At 43.8% G+C, this 21320-nt stretch carries 26 protein-coding genes, 1 pseudogene and 1 riboswitch; of the genes and pseudogenes, 1 reads left to right on the top strand and 26 read right to left on the bottom strand.

Annotated features, from left to right (window positions below):
* Positions 1-8: 8 nt before the first annotated feature.
* From ribT to KXD37_RS03785, 9 genes and pseudogenes are all read right to left on the bottom strand, one after another.
* Positions 9-383 (bottom strand): GNAT family N-acetyltransferase RibT, encoded by a 375-nt coding sequence (gene ribT, locus KXD37_RS03830; RefSeq protein WP_003223910.1) that lies wholly within the window; start codon positions 381-383, stop codon positions 9-11.
* A 111-nt stretch (positions 384-494) separates the two neighbouring features.
* On the bottom strand, positions 495-959 hold the full coding sequence (ribH, locus tag KXD37_RS03825; RefSeq protein WP_024121911.1) for a 6,7-dimethyl-8-ribityllumazine synthase: 465 nt from the start codon (positions 957-959) through the stop codon (positions 495-497).
* Between the two features lie 32 nt (positions 960-991).
* Positions 992-2188 (bottom strand): bifunctional 3,4-dihydroxy-2-butanone-4-phosphate synthase/GTP cyclohydrolase II, encoded by a 1197-nt coding sequence (locus tag KXD37_RS03820; RefSeq protein ID WP_024121912.1) that lies wholly within the window; start codon positions 2186-2188, stop codon positions 992-994.
* Between the two features lie 14 nt (positions 2189-2202).
* Positions 2203-2850 (bottom strand): riboflavin synthase subunit alpha, encoded by a 648-nt coding sequence (gene ribE / locus KXD37_RS03815; RefSeq protein ID WP_255003332.1) that lies wholly within the window; start codon positions 2848-2850, stop codon positions 2203-2205.
* A 10-nt stretch (positions 2851-2860) separates the two neighbouring features.
* Positions 2861-3946: a bifunctional diaminohydroxyphosphoribosylaminopyrimidine deaminase/5-amino-6-(5-phosphoribosylamino)uracil reductase RibD gene (gene ribD, locus KXD37_RS03810; protein ID WP_255003333.1), complete on the bottom strand. Its 1086-nt coding sequence runs from the start codon at positions 3944-3946 to the stop codon at positions 2861-2863.
* A 131-nt stretch (positions 3947-4077) separates the two neighbouring features.
* A riboswitch (FMN riboswitch) is annotated at positions 4078-4223 on the bottom strand.
* A gap of 121 nt (positions 4224-4344) precedes the next feature.
* Complete coding sequence (locus KXD37_RS03805; RefSeq protein WP_024121915.1) at positions 4345-4689, bottom strand: hypothetical protein; 345 nt, start codon at positions 4687-4689, stop codon at positions 4345-4347.
* A gap of 236 nt (positions 4690-4925) precedes the next feature.
* Positions 4926-5480, bottom strand: a complete 555-nt coding sequence (gene sipS / locus KXD37_RS03800) for a signal peptidase I sipS (protein WP_024121916.1) — start codon at positions 5478-5480, stop codon at positions 4926-4928.
* A gap of 155 nt (positions 5481-5635) precedes the next feature.
* Positions 5636-5840: pseudogene (locus KXD37_RS03795) on the bottom strand (zinc ribbon domain-containing protein).
* A gap of 461 nt (positions 5841-6301) precedes the next feature.
* Positions 6302-6733, bottom strand: a complete 432-nt coding sequence (locus KXD37_RS03785; RefSeq protein WP_003223931.1) for a peptidylprolyl isomerase — start codon at positions 6731-6733, stop codon at positions 6302-6304.
* 257 nt (positions 6734-6990) lie between these two features.
* Between KXD37_RS03785 and KXD37_RS03780 the strand changes: the two genes are divergently transcribed.
* The gene (locus KXD37_RS03780; protein WP_255003344.1) at positions 6991-7863 is read left to right on the top strand and encodes a DUF1002 domain-containing protein; all 873 of its coding nucleotides are present in this window, start codon (positions 6991-6993) and stop codon (positions 7861-7863) included.
* A gap of 28 nt (positions 7864-7891) precedes the next feature.
* On the opposite strand, the gene lysA is transcribed toward KXD37_RS03780, so the two are convergent.
* The 17 genes from lysA to fur all read right to left on the bottom strand — a co-directional run bounded on the left by lysA (position 7892) and on the right by fur (position 21248).
* Entirely contained in the window at positions 7892-9211 is a 1320-nt protein-coding gene (gene lysA / locus KXD37_RS03775; protein WP_024121918.1) for a diaminopimelate decarboxylase, read from the bottom strand.
* 106 nt (positions 9212-9317) lie between these two features.
* Positions 9318-10805: a spore germination protein gene (locus KXD37_RS03770; RefSeq protein ID WP_255003346.1), complete on the bottom strand. Its 1488-nt coding sequence runs from the start codon at positions 10803-10805 to the stop codon at positions 9318-9320.
* On the bottom strand, positions 10750-11367 hold the full coding sequence (spoVAEA, locus tag KXD37_RS03765; RefSeq protein ID WP_255003348.1) for a stage V sporulation protein SpoVABEA: 618 nt from the start codon (positions 11365-11367) through the stop codon (positions 10750-10752). Before spoVAEA ends, KXD37_RS03770 begins: the two co-directional genes overlap by 56 nt.
* Before the next feature lie 7 nt (positions 11368-11374).
* Complete coding sequence (spoVAE, locus tag KXD37_RS03760; protein ID WP_003230467.1) at positions 11375-11725, bottom strand: stage V sporulation protein AE; 351 nt, start codon at positions 11723-11725, stop codon at positions 11375-11377.
* Positions 11726-12742, bottom strand: a complete 1017-nt coding sequence (gene spoVAD, locus KXD37_RS03755; RefSeq protein ID WP_024121921.1) for a stage V sporulation protein AD — start codon at positions 12740-12742, stop codon at positions 11726-11728. It lies immediately after the preceding gene.
* A 12-nt stretch (positions 12743-12754) separates the two neighbouring features.
* Positions 12755-13207, bottom strand: a complete 453-nt coding sequence (gene spoVAC, locus KXD37_RS03750) for a stage V sporulation protein AC (protein ID WP_024121922.1) — start codon at positions 13205-13207, stop codon at positions 12755-12757.
* Between the two features lie 12 nt (positions 13208-13219).
* Positions 13220-13645, bottom strand: a complete 426-nt coding sequence (spoVAB, locus tag KXD37_RS03745; protein ID WP_106020050.1) for a stage V sporulation protein SpoVAB — start codon at positions 13643-13645, stop codon at positions 13220-13222.
* A complete protein-coding gene (gene spoVAA, locus KXD37_RS03740; protein WP_106020337.1) occupies positions 13635-14255 on the bottom strand; it encodes a stage V sporulation protein SpoVAA in 621 nt (206 codons plus the stop codon). Before spoVAA ends, spoVAB begins: the two co-directional genes overlap by 11 nt.
* Before the next feature lie 127 nt (positions 14256-14382).
* Positions 14383-15150, bottom strand: coding sequence for an RNA polymerase sporulation sigma factor SigF (gene sigF, locus KXD37_RS03735; RefSeq protein WP_024121925.1), 768 nt, complete (start codon positions 15148-15150; stop codon positions 14383-14385).
* Positions 15151-15161: 11 nt separating this feature from the next.
* Positions 15162-15602 carry an anti-sigma F factor gene (spoIIAB, locus tag KXD37_RS03730; RefSeq protein WP_010334803.1) on the bottom strand — a complete coding sequence of 147 codons (441 nt, stop codon included), beginning with the start codon at positions 15600-15602 and terminating at the stop codon, positions 15162-15164.
* A complete protein-coding gene (spoIIAA, locus tag KXD37_RS03725; protein ID WP_010334804.1) occupies positions 15599-15952 on the bottom strand; it encodes an anti-sigma F factor antagonist in 354 nt (117 codons plus the stop codon). The genes spoIIAB and spoIIAA overlap by 4 nt, the downstream gene beginning before the upstream one ends.
* Positions 15953-16047: 95 nt before the next feature.
* Entirely contained in the window at positions 16048-17217 is a 1170-nt protein-coding gene (locus tag KXD37_RS03720; RefSeq protein WP_255003360.1) for a D-alanyl-D-alanine carboxypeptidase family protein, read from the bottom strand.
* A gap of 157 nt (positions 17218-17374) precedes the next feature.
* Complete coding sequence (locus KXD37_RS03715) at positions 17375-18190, bottom strand: purine nucleoside phosphorylase I, inosine and guanosine-specific (protein WP_024121928.1); 816 nt, start codon at positions 18188-18190, stop codon at positions 17375-17377.
* Between the two features lie 12 nt (positions 18191-18202).
* A complete protein-coding gene (gene deoB / locus KXD37_RS03710) occupies positions 18203-19387 on the bottom strand; it encodes a phosphopentomutase (protein ID WP_024121929.1) in 1185 nt (394 codons plus the stop codon).
* A 161-nt stretch (positions 19388-19548) separates the two neighbouring features.
* Positions 19549-20439, bottom strand: a complete 891-nt coding sequence (xerD, locus tag KXD37_RS03705; protein WP_095713215.1) for a site-specific tyrosine recombinase XerD — start codon at positions 20437-20439, stop codon at positions 19549-19551.
* A gap of 7 nt (positions 20440-20446) precedes the next feature.
* Entirely contained in the window at positions 20447-20674 is a 228-nt protein-coding gene (locus tag KXD37_RS03700) for a YqzK family protein (protein ID WP_010334808.1), read from the bottom strand.
* A 124-nt stretch (positions 20675-20798) separates the two neighbouring features.
* Positions 20799-21248, bottom strand: a complete 450-nt coding sequence (fur, locus tag KXD37_RS03695) for a ferric iron uptake transcriptional regulator (RefSeq protein WP_198098380.1) — start codon at positions 21246-21248, stop codon at positions 20799-20801.
* Positions 21249-21320 lie beyond the last annotated feature (72 nt).

The following is a 21320-nucleotide window of genomic DNA, read 5'->3' as shown; positions in this document are numbered from 1 at the left end:
GCCTCTGCTTAATTATTGTATGAAATGTCTTGATCCTGCTGACCTTGACAGCGTTCGAAAAAGCTCTGCGTTAATTCATTCGGAACCAGTACCTGCGTTTTGAATAAATGCTTTAAAGCATCCATCATCTGTTTTCCGATTCCTTGATGGCGATGAGAAGGATTCACACTGATATGCCGGATTTCAACCTCGGAATCCTTTTTTTCAACTCCGATTGCTCCGACGATATCCTCGTCCTCTTTCCAAAGAAAGAGCTGGCGGTCTGTATCCGTTTCGTAGTCCTTAATTGTCTGCTGAAGCTGCTTAAGATCTTTTTCATTTGGCATAAATGAAAGAAGTCCCATCGCAATCTTTTCAAACGATTTTTTATAACGAATTAACATAAAAACCCCTCTATATCCTAAATGTCCAGTTCTATCAAACGGATAAGTATAGGTGATCCGTTTTCTCACATTATATCATTTTCGCCATATTTTTAAACTGTTTTCAGCAAATTATTCAAATGAACGGTTTAAATTTGCCATTTCTATGGCAGAAACAGCACAATCTACGCCCTTATTGCCTGCTTTTGTTCCAGCCCGTTCAATGGCCTGCTCAATGTTTTCCGTAGTGACAATTCCAAAGATCACAGGTACGCCTGTTGTGTTCGCTGCTTGCGCGATGCCTTTTGCAGCTTCGTTGCAGACGTAATCGTAATGAGTCGTCGCGCCTCTGATGACAGTGCCGAGTGTAATAACGGCGTCATATTTTTTTGTTTCCGCCATTTTTTTAGCAGCGAAAGGAATTTCAAATGCGCCCGGAACCCAAGCCACATCAATATCGTTTGTATCCACGCCGTGTCTGAGCAAAGCATCTTCTGCCCCGCTCAGCAGCTTGCTTGTAATAAAATCATTAAATCTTCCTACTACGATTCCGATTTTAAGACCTGTACCAACTAAATTTCCTTGTATGATATTCATATGATTCCCATCCTTTTTTGTGATTTTTGTTATTAGAAATGAAGTAAATGACCTAGTTTGTTCATCTTTGTTTGCAAATATTTTTTGTTGTGCTCTTTGGCCTCCATTTGAAGCGGCACTCTTTCTGTAATGCTGAGACCATACCCTTCAAGTCCGGCAATTTTTCGCGGATTATTGGTCAAGAGCTTCATATTCCGCACGCCGAGATCGCGTAAAATTTGAGCACCAATGCCGTAATTGCGCAAATCAGGCAAAAAGCCGAGCGCTTCATTAGCTTCTACGGTGTCATACCCTTCTTCCTGAAGCTTATAAGCTTTTAACTTATTGATCAGACCGATGCCCCGGCCTTCTTGGCGGAGATACAAAAGCACTCCCCGGCCTTCTGCGGCAATTTGCGTTAGCGCGGCGTGAAGCTGCGGGCCGCAGTCACAGCGATGAGACCCAAACACATCACCTGTGAGACACTCTGAATGAACCCGAACCAATACTGGTTCTTCATTAAACGGCACATCTCCCATCACAAATGCGACATGCTCTTTTCCATCGATCTCATTTGTGTATCCGTACACCTTAAATGTGCCAAAATCAGTAGGCAAGGTAATATCGACTTCCCGCTCTACAAGTGTTGTCAAGTTGTAGCGGTACTCAATTAAATCCTTAATGGTGATCAGTTTTAATTGATGCTTTTTCGCAATTTCAATGAGCTCAGGTACCCTTGCCATCGTTCCGTCTTCATTCATTATTTCACAAATGACGCCAGCTCCCTGAGAACCGCAGGCTTCAGCAAGATCAACTGCCGCTTCTGTATGGCCCGCTCTTTTCAGGACACCTCCCTTTTTCGCAATCAGCGGAAAAATGTGCCCTGGACGCTGAAAATCTGCCGGCACTGAACCGCTGTCCAGCAAAGCTTTGACAGTAAATGATCTTTCCTGTGCGCTGATTCCCGTTTTTGTCTTACGGTGGTCAATGCTTACTGTAAAAGCAGTGTGGTGGGAATCTGTATTGTGCTCAACCATAGGATGAAGATCGAGCCTGTCAGCGATTTCCTCACTGAGAGGCGTGCAAATCAGCCCTCTTCCGTGTGTCGCCATAAAGTTAATCACTTCAGGAGTCGCATGCTCCGCAAGAGCCACAAAGTCTCCTTCGTTTTCTCTGTCTTCATCATCCACAACAATGATGACTTCGCCTTTTTTTAAAGCGTCTAATGCCTCTTCTATCGGATGAAACATGCAAATCTTCCTCTCTAAAAGCCGTTTTCGCTTAAGAAGGCTTTTGTTATGGTTTGTTGGTTCTTATTTTCATTGGCTTTATGCAAAAATCGATACATATATTTTCCGATCATATCGCATTCGATATTCACTTTAGAGCCGATTGTTTTTTCTGAAAAAATCGTTTCGCTGATGGTGTGAGGGATTAAAGAAATCGTCACGGTATCATCTGTCAGCCCGAAGATGGTTAAACTGACGCCGTCCACGGTAATAGATCCCTTTAAAACCAACGTTTTTGTTAATGACGAATCCATTTTCAAATCATAGTAAACTGCGTTGCTTTTTTCTTCAATACGCGTGATTTCTGCGGTTCCGTCGACATGGCCTGAAACGAAATGGCCTCCAAAACGCCCGTTTGCCGCCATGGCTCTTTCCAGATTCACTTTGCTGCCTTTTGATAAATCGTTCAGCGACGTTGCTTTGACTGTTTCAGGCATGACATCAACTGTGAAGTGACTTTTCGTGAAATCAGTAACAGTCAGACAAATGCCATTTACTGCAATGCTGTCGCCCAAATGAATATCCTCTAATATTTTTGAGCATTTAATTGTTAAGGCCATAGAGGGGCCAGCTTTTTTCATGGATTCGATTGTGCCTGTTTCTTCTATAATTCCTGTAAACATGGTCACCATCCTACTCGTTTTTCGGTTTTGCCGTCAGTCTGATATCACGGCCAATTTGGGTTATATCTGTGAATTGTAATAAGGGGACATCTTTCATTGATTGAAAACCTTCACCGGAGATTAAGCTGGGAGCAAGCGTTCCTCCGATTAATTTAGGGGCAAAATAGTAGATGATCTCTTGAAAACAGCCTGCTTTGACGAAGCTTCCGTGAACAGCTGATCCGCCTTCCACATACACCGACATGATGCCTTCTTCCGCAAGGATTTTCAGTACATCGGAAATTGGTATACGATCTGTTTCCAGAGTAAATAATTTCACGCCAAAAGCGGAAAACCGTTTTTTCTTCTCCTCATCAGCACGTGTTGTTGTAAAAATCCAAGTCGGCGCTGCCTGATCGCAAATCACATTGGCGTCATCGGGAATCGAAAGTTCGGTATCAAGTATCACCCTGACCGGCTGTTTTGAAACATTCGGGAGCCTGCAGGTTAAGCTTGGATTGTCAGCCTTCACAGTGCCTGCTCCGACCAAAATGCTTTGATGTGATTTCCTGTATTGCTGAGCATCCTGTCTTGCAGCTTCTGATGTGATCCATTTGCTGTCACCTGTACTGGTCGCTGTTTTTCCGTCTAGGCTTGCGGCAGCTTTTAATGTGACGTAAGGGAGGCCTGTCCTCATGAAATGCAGAAATTTTTCATTCAGCTGTTCCGCCTGATCTGCCAGAATGCCTTCCTTTACTTCGATGCCGGCTTCTTCTAACATGCTGATTCCCCGTCCGGCCACAAGCGGGTTAGGATCTCTCATTGCGACAAATACTCTCTTTATCCCGGACTTGATAATCAGTTCGGCACAAGGCGGTGTTTTTCCGTAATGGCTGCATGGTTCAAGGGTGACATAAATATCAGCGTCTTTCACATGTGCGCCTGCCATATGAATAGCATGGACTTCCGCGTGAGCTTCACCGTATTTTAAATGGGCGCCCATCCCGACAATCTGTCCGTCCTTCACCACAACAGCGCCTACGAGCGGATTCGATTCGGTCTGTCCTTCACCCTGCTTCGCAAGATCCAACGCCAGTTTCATATAATACTCTTCCATCTGTTTTCCCCTCCCTTCTTTATTCATTTACCGTCAAAAAAGCCCCGAATTTAAGAAAAATTCGGGGCTTTAGGTATTTTACGCAATAGGAAATAACACTATGCATGTTGATACATTTTGCATAGCGGTTCTTCATCCTTCTCCCATCCAGACTTTCACTGTCGGCTTCAGCTTAAACTGAATCCACCGCGTACATATGCACACGGGTCACGGGCTCTAAAGCGCATGTCGCTTTACTACCGCCGGTCGGGATTTCCACCCTGCCCCGAAGGATACAATCTTTATTCATTTGTCCTTAATGGCTATTATAGCGATCCTTTCTTAAGTACGCAATGAAATAAACTTACAATTTGAGAAATCAAAAAAAACACCCATCGTTCCGAAAGGTGTTTTTTCACTTAATCATTTACTTTTGCAACCTTGATTAAACCGTCGATCCGCTTTGATTTGCTGAAGTACGCCTTAATCTTATCGCCTTCTTTTATATCAGACAAATCTTGATTTAACTTTTTTCCGTTGAAGATGATCTTCGTGCCGTTTTCTGCTTCTCCATGATATTCGGTGCCGTCAATTTTTGTCACTTGATATTCCTCGATTGTATACTCTTCTTCTTCGGAGGACAAGGTTTGTCCAATCGCTGTCGGAACGTCTTTCAGTTCAACATCATTTATGTACATATACCCCCCTGCAAGTAAAACCAGTAGCACTAACAGAATGGTAATCTTGGTTTTTATTCTTCCCATTTTAAAAAACCTCCAGCCAATATGAATCTATTCATTCATATGAGTTATTCCTTTTTTTCATGAATAAAAAACCGTAAATTCTCGTAAATTATTAATATAACGATGCATAACGGGAATATGTTTCGCATTTCTGCAAAAATTTCTTTTCTATAGATATACGAATTTATGTTCTGGTTTTAGGGGATGCATGAGAAAAAGAATAAAAAAGCAGCTCCTTTTCAGGAAACTGCTTATACCTAGTTGGTTTTACGAATGTCGTTAAATGGGAAGAAAACAAACTTTGACGTACCCGCAATTTGTTTTTTCGTAAAGAGTCCAAGACCGTTTCGGCTGTCCATTGAGTTTCGGCGGTTATCACCCATAACAAAATATTTATTATCAGGCACTTTGATCGGGCCGAAATCATCAGTTAGATGGTCAATACCTTTATTTTTTGCTTGCTTTTTATTTGCCTTCAAATAAGGCTCAGCCACTTTTTTTCCATTGATATAAAGCTGGTCGTTTTTCATTTCGACTGTGTCTCCCGGCAAGCCGATCAGCCGCTTGACATAGTGGACATCATCCCCGTTTAGCACGATGATATCCCCTCTCTTAAACTCGCCTATGTACTTAACTGTCATATTGACAAATACCCTTTCATGGTCAAGAAGGGTAGGCTCCATGGACTCACCGTCAACGACATACGGCGCAAAAATAAAATTGCGGATGAGTAATGCCAGAACAACTGCGATAATAATCGCTTTGGCCCATTCAAATATTGATTTTTTCTTAGAAACGGTTTCCGATTTCAACTGAGTTCCTCCAATAAACAACGGTCTTCAATTTATGTTATCACGAATCGATAAGAAATCCCATTAGGACCATTGAAGCGAATTTTCAAATCTATTTATTCTTCTGCCAGAATCAATTTGTTCCCATTTCCTAATGAAATCGGGAGAAGAATCAATCAGCCTCCAAAGAACAAATCCAATATATTGCCGGCAGTTGAAGTTTCTTTATTATAAAACTCCGAATATCCGCATTTCTTACAGTAGACGACGAGAACGGTTATGCTGCACATCAAACAACTTTGACAATCCGGTTCCGGTTGTGGCAATTTCTTTTTGCCCAGCTTCAGTGCTTCCGCATTTTATACAGCCCTTGTTGTTCATCAAACGCAGCTCCTTTTCAAAAAAATGACATTGATATGATTTCATTTTACTACAAATGCCGTTTGGGATGAAACATGTCAACTTTAAAATTTGTTTAAATTTTCCCCGATGGGTGTATTTTGACTTTAAGCTATTTCATACGGTCTCTAATATGTATGAAGATGAGAAGAGATAGGGATGATTTTCCCATTACGATGAATCATATTGAAGGGAACAGCGTAGGCAGTGCATTTTCTATAAGCCCGCTGAACGTATCAAAATCAGTGTTTTGGTTCCGTCGGATTGAATACAATTGTGGTTGAACACTTATGACTTGAAACATAGCTATAGGATTCAACTCATATCTCTCTATGCCTCCTCGTTCTACCTTAAAAACGTCTGTTTGTTAACTGCCACAGCCAGATCAGGCTGTGAGCGAAAAGGAAAAGCTCCCTCATATCGGGGAGCTTTCTGCCTGCCTATTAGCCTTCTACGCGAACTTCTTTCATCACGTCACCGTTAGACATGTTTTTCGCGAATTCTAAACCGCTTGTTACTTTGCCGAATACAGTGTGAACACCGTTTAAATGAGGCTGCGGCTCATGGACGATGAAAAATTGGCTGCCGCCAGTATCTTTTCCTGCGTGTGCCATAGAGAGCGCGCCCGCTTCATGTGTGTGCGGGTTTCCTTCTGTTTCACATTTGATTGTGTATCCGGGACCGCCTGTGCCAGTACCGTGCGGGCATCCGCCTTGGCTGACGAAGCCTGGAATTACTCGGTGGAATGTAAGTCCGTCGTAAAATCCTTCGTTTGCAAGCTTTTCAAAGTTTGCAACTGTACCCGGTGCTGCTTCCGGATAAAGTTCAAATTCAATTTTGTTGCCGTCTTCTAATAAAAAGTAACCTGTTTTCAATTGTATGCCCACTTTCTTTATTTTAATTTTCAAAGGAGAAATTTATGTATCATCATTATGGCTTGTCTCTCCTTGTCGCGGCTATTATACCACACCTTTTTTGGGAAAACGACTCTCCCGGCTTTTCTCCAAAATAAAAATGAAACCTGAACCTCTCTATCACCGTCTAACCTATCGGAACTGTATTTTTCATCATGATTCAGGTCCTCGCAAAGCAGCTTTAACTGCTGCTTGTGAAATGAAGGAGGTCAACTGCTTTGAAAAAAATATGGATTGGAATGCTGGCAGCGGCCGTTTTGCTGCTGACGATTCCGAAAGTCAGTCTCGCGGATGCCGCAGTCGGAGATGTCATCGTGACACTTGGTGCAAATTTGTCAGAATCAGATAAGCAAAAAGTGCTTGATGAAATGAATGTCCCTGATAATGCCACAACCGTGACCGTTACCAATAAGGAAGAACACGAATATTTAGGAAAATATATACCAAGCGCGCAAATTGGCTCAAGAGCGATTTCATCATCGTCTATTACCATTGCCAAAAAAGGCTCCGGATTAAATGTTGAGACACATAATATCAGCGGCATTACGGATGAAATGTACCTCAATGCCTTGATGACAGCCGGCGTTAAGGACGCGAAGGTTTATGTTACCGCTCCGTTTGAAGTGTCCGGTACTGCGGCTTTGACAGGCTTGATTAAAGCATATGAAGTTTCTTCTGACGAAGCGATTTCTGAAGACGTTAAGCAAGTCGCCAACCAAGAGCTTGTGACGACCTCAGAGCTTGGTGACAAAATCGGTGACGAAAATGCGGCTGCGCTGATTGCAAAAATAAAAGAAGAGTTTGCTAAAAACGGTGTGCCTGACAATAAAGCCGATATTGAGAAAAAAGTGGATGATGCGGCTTCCGATTTAAACGTCACACTGACAGGCAGCCAAAAGGATCAGCTTGTATCCTTGTTCAATAAGATGAAAAATGTTGATATCGACTGGGGACAGGTCGGTGACCAGCTTGATAAAGCGAAAGATAAGATTAGTAAATTTTTAGACTCAGATGAAGGCAAGAACTTTATCCAGAAAGTCATTGATTTCTTCGTTTCCATCTGGAACGCGATTGTTTCTATATTCAAATAAAAAAAGCGCCGAATTCCCGGCGCTTTTTTCATTGCTTCACACTCGTTTTAAATGGCAGATCCAGTTTTACAATATCCTCGTACGTTTCTCTTTTTACGACTAAATGAGCCTCTCCGTTTTCTACAAATACAACAGCAGGTCTTGGAATTCTATTATAATTATTGGCCATGCTGTAGCCATAAGCGCCTGTACAGAAAACAGCAAGCAGATCTCCTTCTTTTACTTCCGGCAGGTCAATATCCCAAATGAGCATATCTCCGCTTTCACAGCACTTGCCGGCAATCGATACCGTTTTATCGTGCGCTTCACCGATACGGTTAGCTGTAACGGCTTCATATTTTGCCTGATAGAGAGCCGGACGGATATTGTCGTTCATTCCTCCGTCAACAGCTACATACTGCCGGACACCCGGCACTTCTTTTTGGGAGCCGACTGTATAAAGTGTTGTGCCTGCGTCTCCTACAAGCGAGCGGCCCGGTTCGATCCAAATTTCCGGTATGTCAAATCCATAGCGGGCTGCATTTGTTTTTACTGCTTCGATAATTTTTTCTACATATTCAGTGGCATGAAGCGGTTCATCTTCTTCCGTATAACGAATGCCAAAACCGCCTCCAAGGTTCAGCACCTTTGAAACAAATGAGTAAGCTTCTCTCCATTCGTCAAGTTTTTTGAAGATTTTTTCTGCCGCTAGCACAAAACCGGCTGTATCAAAAATTTGCGAACCGATATGGCAATGAACACCCAGCAGCTGAATGTGTTCTGATTGTAAAACCTGTTCAATCGCCTGTTCAGTTTGTCCGTTATGAAGGTCAAAACCAAACTTTGAATCTTCCTGTCCCGTTGTAATGTAGTCATGTGTATGCGCCTCTACTCCGGGGGTAATCCGCAGGAGAACATCAATTGAGTGCCCAGTTTCTTTGCACAGGTCTTCAAGTATCGAGATTTCATAGAAATTATCAACCACAATGCAGCCGATACGGTGTTCAAGCGCCATTCGCAGCTCTTCCCTGCTTTTGTTATTTCCGTGAAAGTGAATGCGCTCCGCCGGAAATCCTGCTGCAACAGCTGTGTAAAGTTCTCCTCCAGACACGACATCTAAGGAAAGCCCTTCTTCCTCGGCAAGCTGAATCATCGCAACAGAAGAGAATGCCTTGCTCGCATAAGCGACCTGCGCTGTCAGCCCTGCAGTTATAAATGCCTGCTTAAAGCTTTTAGCACGCTCACGTATTAAAGCCACATCATATACGTAAAGAGGCGTGCCGTATGTTTCAGCTAAATAGAGAGCGTCCACACCTCCGATTTCCAAATGCCCATGTTGATTTTGTCTGCTAGTGCCGTGTAAGAACAATGTCATTCCCTCTTTCTCCGCTTATGGGTGAAAAGGACAGTTTTATGGACTGTCCTTTCATAATTAAGACATACATTATCATACTCTTCAGTCAGTTTCAATGCGATTATGAATTGGTAGGCTGTCTTAAGCGATTTCTTGGGTGAACAATGCTTGGTCTTACTTTCGCACCAGGTTTCGCCGTGCGAATCAGCACCTGCCACAGCGCCTTTCCGTTAAACGGAATGAGCGGCCATAGGTATGGGGTTTGAAGGGATTTTATGCTGGCCATGGCAATAATCAGAACAGTAAATCCTATAACGAGCCCTTTTACATGAAAGAGTGCTACTAATATCATAAGTGTAAGACGGGCCATTTTATTTGCCAGGCTTAATTCATAGCTTGGCGTCGTAAAGGTTCCAATAGCGGCAAGCGAGACATACAGTATGACTTCAGGAGAGAACAGCCCCACATCAATGGCAATTTGCCCGATTAGAACCGCGGCAATTAATCCCATTGCAGTAGATAAAGCGGTCGGTGTGTGAATAGCCGCCATTCTGAGAAACTCAATTCCTAAATCAGCTAAGAAAATCTGCAGAATGATCGGGATGTGCATATCTTTATTCAACCCGATAAATTTTAGATTCTCTGGCAGCAGTTCCGGTTGAAGAACAAAGAGAAACCAGATGGGGAGAAATAAAGTAGAAGCAAGAATGCCGAAAAATCGTACCCATCTTAAAAAAGTTCCCACAGAAGGAGCCTGTCTGTATTCTTCAGCATGCTGAACATGATGGAATAAGGTTGTCGGCGTGATGATCACACTCGGCGATGTATCAACCATAATCACGACATGGCCTTCAAGTACGTGATTGGCCGCCACATCGGGCCTTTCTGTATAACGGACGAGCGGAAACGGGTTGTAGCTTTGCTTGATAATAAACTCTTCGACTGTTTTGTCTGCCATTGTTAATCCGTCGACATCAATGGCGGCAATTTCTTTTTCCACGATGTCAACCAGATCCGGATCAGCAATGTCTTCTATATAACAAATGCTCAGATCCGTTTTTGAACGCTCGCCGACCTTTGTCATCTTGACGCGAAGGCGTTCGTCCCTGATCCGTCTTCTGAGAAGCGCGGTATTGACGACGATATTTTCAACAAATCCGTCTCTGGCCCCTCTGACCACCTTTTCCGTATCCGGTTCTTCCGGATTTCTTCCCGGATAGCTTCTGACATCAATGATAAAAGCAAATCCTGCATCTTCGACAATAACTGCAACTAACCCGGACAGCACCTGGTCGGTGGTTTCATCCAGCGTTTTTACTTTTTCGACCTGAGCGTTGAGCAGTCTGTTTTCAACGATATCGACCAGCTCTTCAGGGTTCTCTTTTCCTGTCCGGTTGTTAATCGCAACAAGCTCTCTCATTAAGTGAATGATAAAGGCAGTGTCACATAATCCATTCAAATAGTATAGCTGAACTTCTCTGTCTAAAATGGTAAGCTTGCGAACACCTACATCGTAGCTGATTCCCATTCCGACGCGATTTTTAAAATAAGCTTCATTTTTGTCTGGATTCCGATAAACCCAGATTTTCTCTTCCTGTTTGTCCGGCATGATACCCGCTCCTTTCTAAAATAAACTCGACCGCTTTCATGGTAATTGGCGACCCTTTCGATATATCGTCTTTCCTGCCCATTTTGCCGATATCCCCGATACCAACGATAAGCGGCAGATCAAGTTTATCAAGGCAATAGACCGTATCCCCGTTCATTCTGTGTTCATCGAATTCCCTCTCTCCGATTTTATCCACGCCGTATTCTGTTATCTCTCCATTGCGGTCAATGCTTACGTCAACCCTGGTCCATTCAGCCTGATGGGTTTTCGACGCGACCGCAATCACACCGAGCACTTCAATTGCCGGATGAGTGGCCACATAGGTCAGAGCGGTTTCTCCCGGTCCCTCTCCTTGAAGGCCGGAGTCGTCAAACATGACAAATACAGGGTCATATGGTGCTGATGTAATCAGCCTGACAAGCTCGGCGCCGCTGCGGGTGGAGGGATTTCCTTTTGATTGAGAAATACATCTCCCTCCAACTCTTCTTGCAGCGTATTCAATTGTTTTAGCAGCATACACATCTCCGTCTGTTACCAGTATGACCTTGCGTTTTGTCGTCATCTCGGCATTATCCTTTCGGTTTAAAAATAACAGCGACGATAAAGGCGAATAGAATGGCGGCTGAGATACCGGCAGATGTCAGCTCGAATATCCCCATACCGATTCCGATAAATCCGTGTATATGCGCTTGATGCATGGCACCGTGCAGAAGGCTGTGGCCAAAGCTGACAATCGGAACCGTGGCGCCTCCGCCAGCAAACTCAATAAATTTATCGTAAATGCCAAAACCATCTAAAATCGCACCGATGACGACAAAGGATGTCATGACGTGGGCAGGCGTCAATTTAAATATGTCCAGCAGCAGCTGCCCGACAATACAAATGGCGCCTCCGCAAACAAAAGCCAAAAGATAGTCCACTTAAGATGCACCTCCTGCACGTTCAAATACAACCCCGTGTGCGATGGTCGGAATGGTTTGTTTTTGCTGGATCATAGTCGGGCTTAACAGCGCCCCGGTTGCTACTACAAACACACGGTTTAATTTTCCTTCTTTCAGCTGCTTGAAAATATGTGAGTAGGTTACAACCGCGGAACAAGCGCAGCCGCTTCCTCCGGCAAACACTTGCTGATCTGGTGTGTAAATCAGAAGCCCGCAATCATCATGTTTTGTGCCGACCGGATATCCCTCTTCTTTCAAGATATCTTTGACAATAGGAGATCCGACGCCGGAAAGGTCTCCCGTCAGGATCAGATCGTAGTCGTCTGCTGTGCGGTTCATGTCTTGAAAGTGCTGTTTAATGGTATCAGCAGCAGCAGGAGCCATGGCTGATCCCATATCAAACGGGTCGGTAATTCCTAAGTCAGCCACCTTCCCTATAGTTGCACTTGTAATTTGAATATCACTCGGTGTCTGACTGATAACAACCGCACCGCTCCCAGTTACAGTAGATGTCGCAGTATCCGGTTTTTGCCCGCCGTATTCCGTCGGATAGCGGAACTGTCTTTCGGCCGTGGCATTGTGACTGCTTGTAGCAGCAATCGCCCGATTTGCAAATCCGCCGTCGACTAAGGCAGATGCAACAGCAACTGTTTCCATTGATGTTGAGCATGCGCCAAACATGCAAAGAAACGGGATTTTCAGATGCCTTGCCACATAGTTGGCTGTGACATTTTGATTCAACAGATCGCCTGCAAGCAAAAGATCAATATCATCTTTTTTCAAATTGTTTTTTTGCAGCACGGTATTGATGGCATCCTCCATTAGCTGCCTTTCAGCCATTTCCCAGCTTTTTTGATTACAGTGCATGTCGTCATAGGTTTTATCATATAAAGACCCGAGCGGACCGTCTTTTTCCTTAGGCCCTACTGCTGTTCCCGCTGCATTGACAAATAAGGGATGCTCAAACACCCAGGTTTGCTTTCCTGTTAATTTCATTTCTTTCTCCTCCTATGACATCAGTTTCTCAAAAGCAAACCGAATCATTCCGACGATGTAAGCAGCCACAACACCGAATACGATGACGTTTCCCGCCAGTTTAAACATGTTTGTCGCTACTCCCAATACTAAACCTTCGCTTTTATACTCAAGAGCCGCGCTTGCCATACTGTTGGCAAAGCCGGTGACAGGTACAGCTGATCCTGCGCCTGCAAACTGACCGATTCTGTCATAAATGCCGAATCCGGTGAGCAACGCTGACAATAGGATCAGCGTTGCCGCCGTAGGGTTTCCTGCTGTTTTTTCGTTAAAATCAAAAAAATGGATATAAAAATTCTGCAGACCTTGTCCGATCATGCAGATCAAACCGCCTACAAGAAAGGCTTTTACACAGTTCCATACGTAAGGCGGCTTTGGCTGATATGTTTTTACTTTTGATTTGTAGTTTTCTTTTATGTTTGTCATATTAAAACCTCCTTATGAATGATGAATAAAATACAGCCAATGAAATAAAGATCCCGCGATTTTTCCAATGACAATGGCCATTAATAAAATAATGATTTTACTTCTGAGGCCGATTCGTTTAGCCAAGATCGGCAGGACATTTAACACTTCTGTCAGCGCGGCTGCAAGCATCCCGACAAATACTCCGGCCAACAGCCCGACCGGTACGGCAAGCCATTTTGATAAAAAGAGATGGTGCATATGCAGTGTTTCCCATCCCCCGCAAACCGCACCGAGAATAACAGCCGCTTCATAAGCTTGAACAAATCTCATCGTTTTGGTGAGCTGCATCAGACGCGGAATGATTCCCATCACGGTTAAAAAAGCCACGAAACCAGCCCCGACCGTGATGCCCCCGCCGAGCCCGACAAAAATGATGAACAATACACTAACGATCATGCAGGTCCTTTATTGTTTCTTCATTTTCATGCATGGCCACATATTGATCGAGATCAAGCTGATAGTTAAACATTTCAACCTCCAGCGGGCTAGGCTCTTCATTAAGGCGCTTTTTAAAAATGTGGTTAAAAAACACAATCATCCCCAGTCCCAAACCGATGCTGTAAGGGATTTGAAGTAAATATGGATAGTCATTCCGCTCTCCGGTTATGATTTCATATAGTGCAATATGAACATCCCCCATGCTGACATCCTCATGGAAATTCATGATGGCAAGGCACGATCCGATAAACAGCAACAGCCAGACACCAATAAAGAGAACAGTTGATATGTGCCGTTTCTGATATTGAATTTCAACAATGGTTTCAGCTCCGCCCACAGTTTGAACATCAAGTGTGGGATCCTGCTGATGAATGGCTTTGAGCACTTTTATGATATCCAGAATTACGATATTTTTATCTTTTTCGCTCACCTGATAAAGCGGCATAGCCGAGAGTTTCTTTTTCAGCAGGTGCTGCCCTTCTATTTGCGCGGCATCCCCGACCGTTATGATATCCCCCGGATGTGCCAAAACGCGGTGGCGAAGCCTGATAAATAGTCGTCGTTCCATCATTGATCACCATCTTTCGGTGGTTATATATGTAGTATGTGGTTCGATTTTGTTCTCATTCATCCGCTTGAAAAGACCATAAATTACCACGCTTTCGCAAAACAAAAAGCCAGCCTGCAGTGACAGACTAGCTTTCCGTATGATCCATTTGAACCTTGATCTGCTTTAATATTTTCTTTTCAAGCCTGGATACCTGCACCTGGGATATCCCCAGCCGCTCAGCAACTTCTGACTGCGTCTGATCTTTATAATACCGAAGATAGACGATTAATTTTTCTCTTTCTTCTAAATCGCTTATGGCTTCTTTCAGCGCAATTTTATCAAACCATTTCTCTTCTGAGTTATCGGCGATTTGGTCAAGCAGGGTAATCGGATCTCCGTCATTTTCATAAACTGTCTCATGAATCGAAGACGGGGCTCTTACTGCCTCTTGGGCAAGCACGACATCCTCAGCTTCAATTTCCAAGTGTTCGGCGATTTCCTGTACGGTCGGCACCCTGCCCAGTGTTTTTGAAAGTTCATCTTTCGCTCGGCGGATTTTGTTGCCAAGCTCTTTTAATGATCTTGACACCTTGACAGTTCCGTCATCACGGATAAAACGCTGGATTTCGCCGATAATCATCGGCACTGCATATGTCGAGAAGCGCACATCATAGGTTAAATCAAATTTATCAACAGATTTTAACAGCCCGATGCAGCCAATCTGAAAGAGGTCATCAGGCTCATATCCTCTGTTTAAAAACCGCTGTACGACAGACCAAACAAGACGCATGTTTTTTTCTATGAGGAGGTCTCTTGCCTGCTGGTCGCCATCTTGGCTCTGTTTGATTAATTCCTTTACTTCATGGTCCTTCAGCTGAGCGTTCTTACCGTTTTTCTTAACCTCCACATCCATAACAAATCTCCTTAATTACAAAGCGCTTTGCTTTTTGATAAGTGCTTTGTTAAGCGAATCGTCGTTCCCATTTCGGGTGATGAATCGATACTGACATCATCCATGAAATTTTCCATAATGGTAAAGCCCATTCCAGAACGCTCCAGTTCAGGCTTTGTTGTGAATAAAGGCTGCCGGGCTTCTTCCAGATCTGTAATGCCGAGCCCTTCATCACGGATGGTCATATATACGACATGATCTTCCAGCGTCACCGAGATATATACTTTTCCATCGCCATTTTCTTCATAACCATGGATGATGGCATTCGTCACCGCTTCTGATACCACAGTTTTGATCTCGGTGAGTTCATCCATGGTCGGGTCAAGCTGTGCAATAAATGAAGCAACTGTCACACGCGCAAACGATTCATTTTGGCTGAGGGCGGAAAATTCAAGGTGCATTTCATTTTTCATGATGCCACCCCCAGTGTGAGCAGTGCCTGCTGCTCAGATTGTTCAAAGCGAATAATTTTAAACAGGCCAGACATATCAAACAGCCGTTTCACTGCCGGAGAGATGGCGCAAACGACCATTTCCCCGCCAATTTGCTTAATTTGTTTGTATCTGCCTAAAATAACGCCAAGCCCCGAGCTGTCCATAAAGGAAAGGTCCTCCAGATTCAGCACGATATGACGAATATCATCCTTTTCCAATGATTCCGTTACTTTTTGTTTCAGCGTTTCAGCCGTATGGTGATCGAGTTCGCCTGTTAATCGAATACAAAGCACTGATTCTTTGACATGCATGTCAATTCCAAGGCTCATGCTCATTCCTCCTTGATATGATCGGATAATGAGTGTTTCGATTTCGCAGGAATGAATTCCTTCACCGTGACAAAACTAGTGATCATTCGGCATAATTACTTAAATTTTGTCCAATCTCCCATTGCCCTCTTTAAAAACGTTAAGTATCCGGCTTTTTCCATATCATCTTTAGCGACGACAGGACTTTCAGCAAGCACTTTTCCGTCCTTCTTCAACACCAGCGTGCCAAGCTCTTGGCCCTTTTGAACCGGAGCGCTTACATTGTTGTTCATTTTAATTTCTTTTTTCACATTTTTCATATCCTCGCCTTTTTTCGTCAATACAGAAATCGGCTCAGAAGTGGTGAGTTCTATCACTTTTTGTTTGCCTTTTTTGACCTTTGCTTTTGCTACCGTTTCATTTCGTTTGTATAAAGGATGTGTCTCATATTGGCTGAAAGCATAATCAAGCATCTTTGTGACTTGCGCATTTCTTTCCTTAGGTGTGCTTGCCCCGAACACAACGGCAATCGCCCGCATGTTCCCTTTTTTAGCCGAAGCGGTCAGGCAGTATTTCGCTTCTCCTGTATAGCCTGTTTTGACGCCGTCTACACCGGGATAAAATTTGATAAGCCTATTTGTATTCACTAACCAAAACTTTTTATCTGTGTTTTCACGTAAATAATCCTCATACGTACCTGTAAACTTGGTGATTGATTCATATTTCAATAATTCCTTAGCCATAATTGCCATGTCATAAGCCGAGCTGTAATGCCCTTCCTCAGTCAAGCCAGTCGGGTTTTTAAAGGATGTATCTTTTAATCCCAGCTCTTTCGCTTTTTTGTTCATTTTTTTCACAAATTCATCCTCGGAGCCTGAAATAAATTCAGCCATCGCTACGGATGCGTCATTTCCTGATGCAATCGCAATGCCCTTCAGCATTTCTGTAACTGTCATTTCCTCCCCGGGCTCAAGGAAAATCTGTGATCCGCCCATTGAAGCAGCATGTTCGCTCGTACGGACCTTATCACTCTTCTTGATTTTTCCTTCGTCTAAGGCTTCCATGATTAAAAGCATCGTCATAATTTTTGTCATGCTTGCAGGCGCCAGTCTCTCACTGCTGTTCTTGTTGTAAAGCACTTTTCCAGTATCACGTTCAATCAGCACCGCAGACTTGGCTTCATGAGCAAGCTCCGATGTATGTTTTCCGTCTTGTTTTGCAAATGCGGACGGTGCAAATGTAAGCAGCATCATACCAATCAACAAAGTGGATAAAAGACGTTTCATCTCAAAAGCCCTCCATTTCATAATCCTTTTTATTTTTTCCAAGCTGAATGGTTTTATACACCACTGTTGGAAAATGTTTCAGGACTTTTTCGACATAAAAAAAGACAGCTGTTTCGATTAGAAACAGCTGTCTTCTTATTTTTTCTGAATTCCATTTTTATTCGTACTTAGCAACTACCGCTTTCACAAGCTGCAAGAATCCGGCTTTCACCTTTTCTGTCACTTCCATGACCTCATCGTGAGATAAAGGCTGATCCAAAATTCCGGCTGCTGCGTTCGAAATGCAGGAAATGCCGAGTACGCGGAGACCCGCATGGTTTGCCACAATCACTTCCGGTACGGTAGACATGCCGACTGCATCAGAACCCATTGTTCTTAAAAAGCGCACTTCCGCCGGTGTTTCGTAGGAAGGACCTGTCACAGCGGTATACACACCTTTTTGAATTGGAATGTTAAGGTCTTTCGCCATTTTTTCAGCCAGGCTGGATAGATCTTTATCATAGGCTGAAGACATATCAGGAAATCTGGCGCCGAAATCTGCTTCGTTTGGCCCGATTAATGGGTTTGTCCCCATAAAGTTAATGTGATCTGTAATGATCATTAAGTCTCCCGCACGGAATTCAGTGTTTACGCCCCCTGCCGCATTTGTCACGATCAAAGCCTCGACTCCGAGCGCTTTCATGACGCGAACAGGAAAAGTGACTTTTTCCATTGAATAGCCTTCATAGAAATGAAAGCGGCCCTGCATGGCGATGACGGTAACTCCCTCAAGTGTGCCAAGCACAAGCTGTCCGGCGTGTCCCTCAACCGTTGATACCGGGAATTCCGGGATATCCTCATATTTCAGCTTAACAGGATTTTCGATTTCATCAGCCAAAATACCAAGACCTGAGCCTAAAATAAGGCCGATCTTTGGTGATTCAGGCAAGTTTTGTTGAATAAAAGCGGCTGCGCGTTCGATTCTGTCTTTCAAGAAACAGTCCCCCTATTGTAATAAAGATAAAAAGCTTTTACCGTATTTCGGTTTTTTTGTTTGGAAGTTATCGGCGATGGTTGCGCCGATATCGGCAAATGTATCTGCGAGCGGCAGCATTTGCGCTTTCTCATGTTTTTTGCTGTATGCAAGAATCGGCACATACTCACGTGTATGGTCTGTTCCATGATGAATCGGATCATTGCCGTGATCGGCTGTAATGATTAACAGATCATCTTCTTTCATTTGTTCGAATACTTCCGGAAGACGAGCATCAAATTCTTCAAGCGCGCGTCCGTAGCCCTCCGGATCACGGCGATGGCCGTATAAGGCGTCAAAATCAACAAGGTTTGCAAAGCTCAGACCCGTAAAGTCTTCTCCGAGCGTGTCAACCACCTTGTCCATTCCATCCATATTGGATACCGTTCTGCGGGAAGACGTAATTCCTTCTCCATCATAAATATCAGAAATTTTTCCGATTGAAATGACATCTAAGCCACTGTCTTTCAATTCATTCATCACAGTGCGGTCAAACGGCTTAAGCGCATAGTCGTGGCGGTTTGGCGTCCGTTTGAAATGTCCCGGCTCGCCGACGAACGGCCGTGCGATAATACGGCCTACCATATATTTCGGATCAAGCGTCAGCTCTCTCGCCGTTTCACAAATGCGGTACAGTTCTTCAAGCGGAACAACTTCTTCGTGAGCGGCAATTTGCAGAACAGAGTCAGCTGAAGTGTACACAATTAAAGCGCCTGTCTCCATATGCTCTTTGCCGAGTTCATCCAAAATAGCTGTGCCAGAAGCCGGCTTGTTTCCAATAATTTTGCGGCCCGATCTTTTCTCAAGCTCCTGAAGCAGTTCATCAGGAAAGCCTTCAGGGAACACTTTAAACGGTTTATCAATGTATAAGCCCATGATCTCCCAATGGCCTGTCATTGTATCTTTGCCGTTTGACGCTTCTTGCATTTTTCCAAAGTACGCGAGCGGCTGTTCTGTTTTTTCAACGCCCTTGATATCACCAATAAGGCCAAGGCCGAGTTTTGCCATATTCGGCATATGTAATCCGTTCATGTGCTCGGCAATATGCCCGAGCGTATTGGCGCCTACGTCATTAAAGTCGGCGGCATCAGGCGCTTCGCCAATTCCGACTGAGTCCATTACGATTAAAAACACGCGATTATATTTGTATGCAGGCATCATAAAAGCCTCCTTTTTTTCTATACGTCTATTGTATCGCCTAGAGGTCTGACAACTCAAGTATAAACCGTTTTCATTCCTGTTGACAATGCATTTGAAAATAATGAGAAACTTCATTATTTTCTGTCTGGCCTAAAGAAAAAAGCCGCAGCCTGCTGCGGCTAGGCACGCGGATGGTACTGCTTGTACACATCCTTCAGCCTTGTTTTCGTCACATGCGTATAGATTTGCGTCGTAGATATATCCGCATGGCCGAGCATTTCCTGCACCGCTCTTAAATCAGCCCCGTTTTCAAGCAGATGCGTTGCAAAGGAATGCCTGAGTGTATGCGGGGTCAGCTCTTTTTTGATTCCGGCTTCGAGCGCGATTTTCTTCAGGTTTTTCCAAAACCCCTGGCGGCTGATCTGCTTGCCGTGATGATTTAAAAAGAGTGCGTCAGACACTTTGTTCTTCAGCAGTTTCCCCCTGGCTTTCATCATATATTCTTCAATAGCAGAAGCAGCGGTTTCACCGATCGGCACAATCCGCTCTTTCCTTCCTTTTCCGAAGCAGCGGACAAATCCCATTGACAAATGGACATCTGTCGTTTTCAATTCAATCATTTCACTGACTCGGATACCTGTGGCATAGAGCAGCTCCAGCATCGCTTTATCCCGATAGCCAAAAGGACTCGTAAGCTTAGGCGTGTCCAACAGCCGCTCAACCTCGTTCAGCGCCAGCACCTTCGGAAGCGTCCGTTCTGTTTTTTGTGTTTCGATATGTACGGAAGGGTCTTTGTCCGTCACCTTTTCCCTAAGCAGAAATTGATGAAAAGAGCGAATCGATGCCAAATGCCGCGCTGATGTCTTTCCGGATTTCCCCGAGTCCTTCAAGTGCTTCAAATATTGGATAATATGTATACGGGTCACATCGTTCCAATTGTTGATATGAAGGGTTTCTGTTAAGTAAAGAGAATAGCTTTTCAAGTCACGCTCATAGGAGACCACCGTATTTTGAGAAAGCCCTCTCTCTACCATGACATAGTGGATGAAATCCTTTATTTGATCTTTCACTCTAGATCTACTCCCCATTTTGGTAAAAAAAGATTAACCGGTCAAACCATCCGCCTTTTTCTTCCGCATCCATTTCAACAACTTTTACGGCAGAGCCTTCCGGTTTATCGTACCGATGATAGTTTTCATACTCTTGATTTACCCATATCATAGCATAATAGAAGAGAGCGGTAAAACCTGTGAACAGAATAAAAACCTTCAATGTATCAACAGCCGTTTTCAGGAATCTTCCCATGTCCCAATCGATCCTTTCTCTATGGTTCCAGTTATTTAAACCATATGCCAAATCAGAAAGGAATTATACGTCGAAACAGCAAAAAACCCTTTCCCCAAGAGAAAAGGTTCGAGCCCGGCATCGTCTATTCAGTTTCATTTCCGTTACAGCGGTGGCAAATGCCGTGAAACGTCAATCTATGATCTTTGATCTTAAATTTCCAATCACGTTCAATGACTTCTTCTACGTCTTCAAGCAAATCTTCTTCAATTTCATCAACGGCTCCGCACTCCATGCACACCAAGTGGTGATGAAAGTGAGCTGCCCCCTCCTTACGAAGATCGTAACGGGACACGCCGTCTCCAAAGTTAATTTTATCAACGACTTTTAATTCAGTTAGTAATTCAAGCGTACGGTATACTGTTGCGAGACCGATCTCAGGAGATTTCTCTTTTACGAGGAGGTATACATCTTCTGCGCTTAAATGGTCTTCTTCGTTTTCAAGCAGCACTCTTACTGTCGCTTCACGCTGAGGCGTAAGTTTGTAGCTGGATGAGTGCAGCTGTTTCTTAATTCGATCAATACGGTTTTCCATGTCTTTCCCTCCTACGCCGCATTCCATGACTCATTATAACAAAATAAGCGCGGAGTTCCAACTATAATTATT

Origin of the sequence: Bacillus sp. XT-2, assembly GCF_025696525.1 — a bacterium.
Classification (GTDB): domain Bacteria; phylum Bacillota; class Bacilli; order Bacillales; family Bacillaceae; genus Bacillus; species Bacillus halotolerans.
The sequence above is the reverse complement of the archived record's forward strand: the minus strand, read 5'-3'. Positions and strand labels throughout refer to the sequence as shown.

What these genes read in the sequence shown, in the direction of transcription:
- ribT (WP_003223910.1), bottom strand. Translation starts at nt 383, where the DNA reads ATGTTAATTCGTTATAAAAAATCGTTTGAAAAGATTGCGATGGGACTT.
- ribH (WP_024121911.1), bottom strand. Translation starts at nt 959, where the DNA reads ATGAATATCATACAAGGAAATTTAGTTGGTACAGGTCTTAAAATCGGA.
- KXD37_RS03820 (WP_024121912.1), bottom strand. Translation starts at nt 2,188, where the DNA reads ATGTTTCATCCGATAGAAGAGGCATTAGACGCTTTAAAAAAAGGCGAA.
- ribE (WP_255003332.1), bottom strand. Translation starts at nt 2,850, where the DNA reads ATGTTTACAGGAATTATAGAAGAAACAGGCACAATCGAATCCATGAAA.
- ribD (WP_255003333.1), bottom strand. Translation starts at nt 3,946, where the DNA reads ATGGAAGAGTATTATATGAAACTGGCGTTGGATCTTGCGAAGCAGGGT.
- KXD37_RS03805 (WP_024121915.1), bottom strand. Translation starts at nt 4,689, where the DNA reads ATGGGAAGAATAAAAACCAAGATTACCATTCTGTTAGTGCTACTGGTT.
- KXD37_RS03770 (WP_255003346.1), bottom strand. Translation starts at nt 10,805, where the DNA reads ATGCCGGACAAACAGGAAGAGAAAATCTGGGTTTATCGGAATCCAGAC.
- spoVAEA (WP_255003348.1), bottom strand. Translation starts at nt 11,367, where the DNA reads ATGACGACAAAACGCAAGGTCATACTGGTAACAGACGGAGATGTGTAT.
- spoVAD (WP_024121921.1), bottom strand. Translation starts at nt 12,742, where the DNA reads ATGAAATTAACAGGAAAGCAAACCTGGGTGTTTGAGCATCCCTTATTT.
- spoVAC (WP_024121922.1), bottom strand. Translation starts at nt 13,207, where the DNA reads ATGACAAACATAAAAGAAAACTACAAATCAAAAGTAAAAACATATCAG.
- spoVAB (WP_106020050.1), bottom strand. Translation starts at nt 13,645, where the DNA reads ATGATCGTTAGTGTATTGTTCATCATTTTTGTCGGGCTCGGCGGGGGC.
- spoVAA (WP_106020337.1), bottom strand. Translation starts at nt 14,255, where the DNA reads ATGGAACGACGACTATTTATCAGGCTTCGCCACCGCGTTTTGGCACAT.
- sigF (WP_024121925.1), bottom strand. Translation starts at nt 15,150, where the DNA reads ATGGATGTGGAGGTTAAGAAAAACGGTAAGAACGCTCAGCTGAAGGAC.
- spoIIAB (WP_010334803.1), bottom strand. Translation starts at nt 15,602, where the DNA reads ATGAAAAATGAAATGCACCTTGAATTTTCCGCCCTCAGCCAAAATGAA.
- spoIIAA (WP_010334804.1), bottom strand. Translation starts at nt 15,952, where the DNA reads ATGAGCCTTGGAATTGACATGCATGTCAAAGAATCAGTGCTTTGTATT.
- KXD37_RS03720 (WP_255003360.1), bottom strand. Translation starts at nt 17,217, where the DNA reads ATGAAACGTCTTTTATCCACTTTGTTGATTGGTATGATGCTGCTTACA.
- deoB (WP_024121929.1), bottom strand. Translation starts at nt 19,387, where the DNA reads ATGCCTGCATACAAATATAATCGCGTGTTTTTAATCGTAATGGACTCA.
- KXD37_RS03700 (WP_010334808.1), bottom strand. Translation starts at nt 20,674, where the DNA reads ATGGGAAGATTCCTGAAAACGGCTGTTGATACATTGAAGGTTTTTATT.
- fur (WP_198098380.1), bottom strand. Translation starts at nt 21,248, where the DNA reads ATGGAAAACCGTATTGATCGAATTAAGAAACAGCTGCACTCATCCAGC.